The organism is Chryseobacterium sp. 22543 (genome assembly GCF_052044565.1).
Classification (GTDB): Bacteria; Bacteroidota; Bacteroidia; order Flavobacteriales; family Weeksellaceae; genus Chryseobacterium.
The window spans coordinates 1-5646 of record NZ_JBQENH010000012.1 but is presented as its reverse complement, the minus strand read 5'-3'; the positions used below and the strand labels follow the sequence as shown (position 1 = coordinate 5646).

The 5646-nt window shown below is 46.4% G+C and carries 2 tRNA genes and 3 rRNA genes; all 5 read left to right on the top strand.

What is annotated here, in order from left to right:
• Window positions 1–425: 425 nt before the first annotated feature.
• The 5 genes from ACTJIP_RS23005 (at window position 426) to rrf (ending at window position 5582) form a co-directional block, all read left to right on the top strand.
• Window positions 426–1942, top strand: a 16S ribosomal RNA gene (locus tag ACTJIP_RS23005).
• A 197-nt stretch (window positions 1943–2139) separates the two neighbouring features.
• A tRNA-Ile gene (locus tag ACTJIP_RS23000) sits at window positions 2140–2213 on the top strand.
• 82 nt (window positions 2214–2295) lie between these two features.
• Window positions 2296–2369 (top strand) — tRNA-Ala (locus tag ACTJIP_RS22995).
• A gap of 203 nt (window positions 2370–2572) precedes the next feature.
• A 23S ribosomal RNA gene (locus tag ACTJIP_RS22990) occupies window positions 2573–5331 on the top strand.
• A gap of 143 nt (window positions 5332–5474) precedes the next feature.
• Window positions 5475–5582: ribosomal RNA gene (gene rrf, locus ACTJIP_RS22985) — 5S ribosomal RNA — on the top strand.
• The 16S, 23S and 5S rRNA genes sit together here with 2 tRNA genes alongside, the layout of an rRNA operon.
• Window positions 5583–5646 lie beyond the last annotated feature (64 nt).

The window sequence follows — 5646 nt, the reverse complement described above, 5'->3', positions numbered from 1 at the left end:
TTATCTTTGCCCCACTGAAAAACGAGAGTAATACAGTAGCGCAGGAGAGCTTTTAGATAAGCATAGACATTATGATACTTCAACAAGAGGCAGACAAAAAACTTTAATTTTTTTATCAAAAAAAGTTGCGAGTTTAAAAAGAGTTTGTATCTTTGCAGTCCCAAATAAAGGGAGCGCAGGAGTAGAGTGATTAAGGTTTAGGAGAGGGATTAAGGTTACTTAAAAAACTTTAAAATTTTCTTTCAAAACATTTGGTCATTAAGAAATAAAGTTTTACTTTTGCACTCGCAAATACGGAGCGCCACTGACAGAAGAGAGTGCTTCGTTACAAAGCGAAAGATATAAAGATCATTGACATACAATATAACAACCAAGTAAGGAAAAACTAAAGCGTAAAAAAAACTTTGAGTGAGTCAGACAAACATACAATGGAGAGTTTGATCCTGGCTCAGGATGAACGCTAGCGGGAGGCCTAACACATGCAAGCCGAGCGGTATTGTTTCTTCGGAAATGAGAGAGCGGCGTACGGGTGCGGAACACGTGTGCAACCTGCCTTTATCTGGGGGATAGCCTTTCGAAAGGGAGATTAATACCCCATAATATTTAGAATGGCATCATTTTAAATTGAAAACTCCGGTGGATAGGGATGGGCACGCGCAAGATTAGATAGTTGGTGAGGTAACGGCTCACCAAGTCAACGATCTTTAGGGGGCCTGAGAGGGTGATCCCCCACACTGGTACTGAGACACGGACCAGACTCCTACGGGAGGCAGCAGTGAGGAATATTGGACAATGGGTGAGAGCCTGATCCAGCCATCCCGCGTGAAGGACGACGGCCCTATGGGTTGTAAACTTCTTTTGTATAGGGATAAACCTACCCTCGTGAGGGTAGCTGAAGGTACTATACGAATAAGCACCGGCTAACTCCGTGCCAGCAGCCGCGGTAATACGGAGGGTGCAAGCGTTATCCGGATTTATTGGGTTTAAAGGGTCCGTAGGCGGATCTGTAAGTCAGTGGTGAAATCTCACAGCTTAACTGTGAAACTGCCATTGATACTGCAGGTCTTGAGTGTTGTTGAAGTAGCTGGAATAAGTAGTGTAGCGGTGAAATGCATAGATATTACTTAGAACACCAATTGCGAAGGCAGGTTACTAAGCAACAACTGACGCTGATGGACGAAAGCGTGGGGAGCGAACAGGATTAGATACCCTGGTAGTCCACGCCGTAAACGATGCTAACTCGTTTTTGGTTTTTCGGAATCAGAGACTAAGCGAAAGTGATAAGTTAGCCACCTGGGGAGTACGTTCGCAAGAATGAAACTCAAAGGAATTGACGGGGGCCCGCACAAGCGGTGGATTATGTGGTTTAATTCGATGATACGCGAGGAACCTTACCAAGGCTTAAATGGGAAATGACAGGTTTAGAAATAGACTTTTCTTCGGACATTTTTCAAGGTGCTGCATGGTTGTCGTCAGCTCGTGCCGTGAGGTGTTAGGTTAAGTCCTGCAACGAGCGCAACCCCTGTCACTAGTTGCCATCATTAAGTTGGGGACTCTAGTGAGACTGCCTACGCAAGTAGAGAGGAAGGTGGGGATGACGTCAAATCATCACGGCCCTTACGCCTTGGGCCACACACGTAATACAATGGCCAGTACAGAGGGCAGCTACACGGTGACGTGATGCAAATCTCGAAAGCTGGTCTCAGTTCGGATTGGAGTCTGCAACTCGACTCTATGAAGCTGGAATCGCTAGTAATCGCGCATCAGCCATGGCGCGGTGAATACGTTCCCGGGCCTTGTACACACCGCCCGTCAAGCCATGGAAGTCTGGGGTACCTGAAGTCGGTGACCGTAAAAGGAGCTGCCTAGGGTAAAACAGGTAACTAGGGCTAAGTCGTAACAAGGTAGCCGTACCGGAAGGTGCGGCTGGAACATCTCATTTTAGAGCGTCGTAAGACGATAAAAAAACAAAGGTACTTAAATGTACCATGCACTTACTTCAAAGTAAAGCTTTAGTTTTTTGTTTGGTTGGTTATATTAAAAATACAACACCCACTAGAAATTAGTATAGGGAAAGAGATTGAGAAATGAAGAAGAGGAAAAGTATAACTTACTTACTCATTCCCATAACTCATAGAAAGTCTCGTAGCTCAGCTGGTTAGAGCGCTACACTGATAATGTAGAGGTCGGCAGTTCGAGCCTGCCCGAGACTACTAATTAAAGCGGCTGGCAAATAGCTTATAGCTGATGGCAAAAATGCCAGAAGCCAGAAGCAAATAGCCAACAGCAACTAGAGGGGAATTAGCTCAGCTGGCTAGAGCGCCTGCCTTGCACGCAGGAGGTCAAGGGTTCGACTCCCTTATTCTCCACAGTTTTGGAAGACTGATTTAAAAGTTACGGATAGAGCCAAAAACAATATCTGTTCATCAGTTGTACAAAAAGAATTTAAGATCATTGACATTAACGGTAAAGACATCACAAAGAGATAACCGAGCACTTTCGAGTGCCGAGTTTATAAAAATATCGATAAATTAAATTTATCAAAAAATACTGAACTAATATAATTATTAGGAAAGAAATCGTTAAGGGCGTATGGCGGATGCCTAGGCTTTCAGAGGCGACGAAGGACGTGGTAAGCTGCGAAAAGCTGCGGGGATTGGCACACACGAATTGATCCGCAGATGTCCGAATGGGGCAACCCGGCTGGTTGAAGACCAGTCACCTCGTAAGAGGAGCAAACCCGGAGAACTGAAACATCTAAGTACCCGGAGGAAAAGAAATCGAAGAGATTCCGTAAGTAGTGGCGAGCGAAAGCGGATTAGCCCAAAAGCTGATATATGTTTAATAGAATGTTCTGGAAAGAACGGCCGTAGAGGGTGATAGCCCCGTATATGAAAGGCATATTTGAGTGATAAATGAGTAGGGCGGGACACGTGAAATCCTGTCTGAATATGGGGGGACCATCCTCCAAGGCTAAATACTCCTGAAAGACCGATAGTGAACAAGTACTGTGAAGGAAAGGTGAAAAGCACTTCGAATAGAAGGGTGAAATAGAACCTGAAACCGTACGCCTACAAGCGGTCGGAGCAGCATTAAGCTGTGACGGCGTGCCTTTTGCATAATGAGCCTACGAGTTAATTTTACTAGCGAGGTTAAGGTATTAAGTACCGGAGCCGGAGCGAAAGCGAGTCTGAATAGGGCGTATAGTTAGTAGGATTAGACGCGAAACCTTGTGATCTACCCATGGGCAGGTTGAAGCTCTGGTAACACAGAGTGGAGGACCGAACCGGTTGACGTTGAAAAGTCTTCGGATGACCTGTGGGTAGGGGTGAAAGGCCAATCAAACTGGGAGATAGCTCGTACTCTCCGAAATGCATTTAGGTGCAGCGTCGTATATAAGTTTATTAGAGGTAGAGCTACTGATTGGATGCGGGGGTTTCATCGCCTACCAATTCCTGACAAACTCCGAATGCTAATAAATGTTCTACGGCAGTGAGGGCATGGGTGCTAAGGTCCATGTCCGAGAGGGAAAGAACCCAGACCAACAGCTAAGGTCCCAAAATATATGTTAAGTTGAAACAACGCGGTTGGACTGCATTGACAGCTAGGATGTTGGCTTGGAAGCAGCCATTCATTTAAAGAGTGCGTAACAGCTCACTAGTCGAGCGGTCCGGCATGGATAATAATCGGGCATAAACATATTACCGAAGCTATGGATTTGTATTTTAGATACATCTGGTAGGAGAGCATTCTATTTGCGCTGAAGCAGTACTGTGAGGTATTGTGGAGCGGATAGAAAAGAAAATGTAGGCATAAGTAACGATAAAGCGGGCGAGAAACCCGCTCACCGAAAGACTAAGGTTTCCTCAGCCATGCTAATCAGCTGAGGGTTAGTCGGGACCTAACGCGAACCCGAAAGGGGTAGTGGATGGACAATGGGTTAATATTCCCATACTTGCTCACACTAAAAAGGGGACGGAGTGCCGTACTTACTGGAGACTGACGGAATAGTCAAGGCCTAGCCTTCGGGCGAAGCTGCTGTAGGGAAAGTGCTTCCAAGAAAAGCCGAAGTGAAGCAACCCGTACCAAAACCGACACAGGTAGTCGAGGAGAGAATCCTAAGGTGCTAGAGTGAATCATGGTTAAGGAACTAGGCAAAATAGTCTCGTAACTTCGGGAGAAGAGACGCCATCAGCAATGGTGGCCGCAGTAAAGAGGCCCAGGCGACTGTTTATCAAAAACACAGGACTCTGCAAAATCGAAAGATGCAGTATAGGGTCTGACACCTGCCCGGTGCTGGAAGGTTAAGGAAGGTGCTTAGGGTTAAACCGAAGGCATTGACTGAAGCCCCAGTAAACGGCGGCCGTAACTATAACGGTCCTAAGGTAGCGAAATTCCTTGTCGGGTAAGTTCCGACCTGCACGAATGGTGTAACGATCTGGGCACTGTCTCAACCATGAGCTCTGTGAAATTGTAGTATCGGTGAAGATGCCGATTACCCGCAATGGGACGAAAAGACCCTGTGAACCTTTACTATAACTTCGTATTGACTTTGAGTAAGTAATGTGTAGGATAGGTGGGAGGCTTTGAAGCTTGCACGCTAGTGTAGGTGGAGCCAACGTTGAAATACCACCCTTTACTTACTTGGAGCCTAACTTCTTAAGGGAAGGACATTGCGTGGTGGGTAGTTTGACTGGGGTGGTCGCCTCCAAAAGAGTAACGGAGGCTTTCAAAGGTACCCTCAGCACGCTTGGTAACCGTGCGTAGAGTGTAATGGCATAAGGGTGCTTGACTGTGAGACCTACAAGTCGATCAGGTGCGAAAGCAGGACATAGTGATCCGGTGGTTCCGTATGGAAGGGCCATCGCTCATAGGATAAAAGGTACTCCGGGGATAACAGGCTAGTCTCCCCCAAGAGCTCACATCGACGGGGAGGTTCGGCACCTCGATGTCGGCTCGTCACATCCTGGGGCTGGAGAAGGTCCCAAGGGTTGGGCTGTTCGCCCATTAAAGTGGCACGCGAGCTGGGTTCAGAACGTCGTGAGACAGTTCGGTCTCTATCTATTGCGGGCGTTAGATGTTTGAGAGGGCTTGATTCTAGTACGAGAGGACCGAATTGAACAAACCTCTGGTGTATCAGTTGTACCGCCAGGTGCACTGCTGAGTAGCTACGTTTGGAAGAGATAAGCACTGAAAGCATATAAGTGCGAAACTCGCCTCAAGATGAGACATCTTTTAAGGGTCGTTGGAGATGACGACGTTGATAGGCTACAGGTGTAAAGACAGTAATGTCATAGCCGAGTAGTACTAATTACCCGTAGATTTATAGCCTAATATGGCGCACGAAAGTGCAGCAAGGTTACCTCTTTGTGAAAGTTTTTATCGAAAATAACCAGGTAGCAGATGGTAGCTATTGGGAAGCAGGTAAAACCTGTATCCTTTTACCTATACCGTGCAACCTTATATACCTTCTTTAGGGTGGTTTTAGCGGTGGGGCTCACCTGTTCCCATTCCGAACACAGAAGTTAAGCCCACCAGCGCCGATGGTACTGCGAAAGCGGGAGAGTAGGCCGCCGCCAGTTTTTATTTTATTTTTAAAAAATCCTTTATCTTATGATAAAGGATTTTTTTTTTGCGTTATACCCA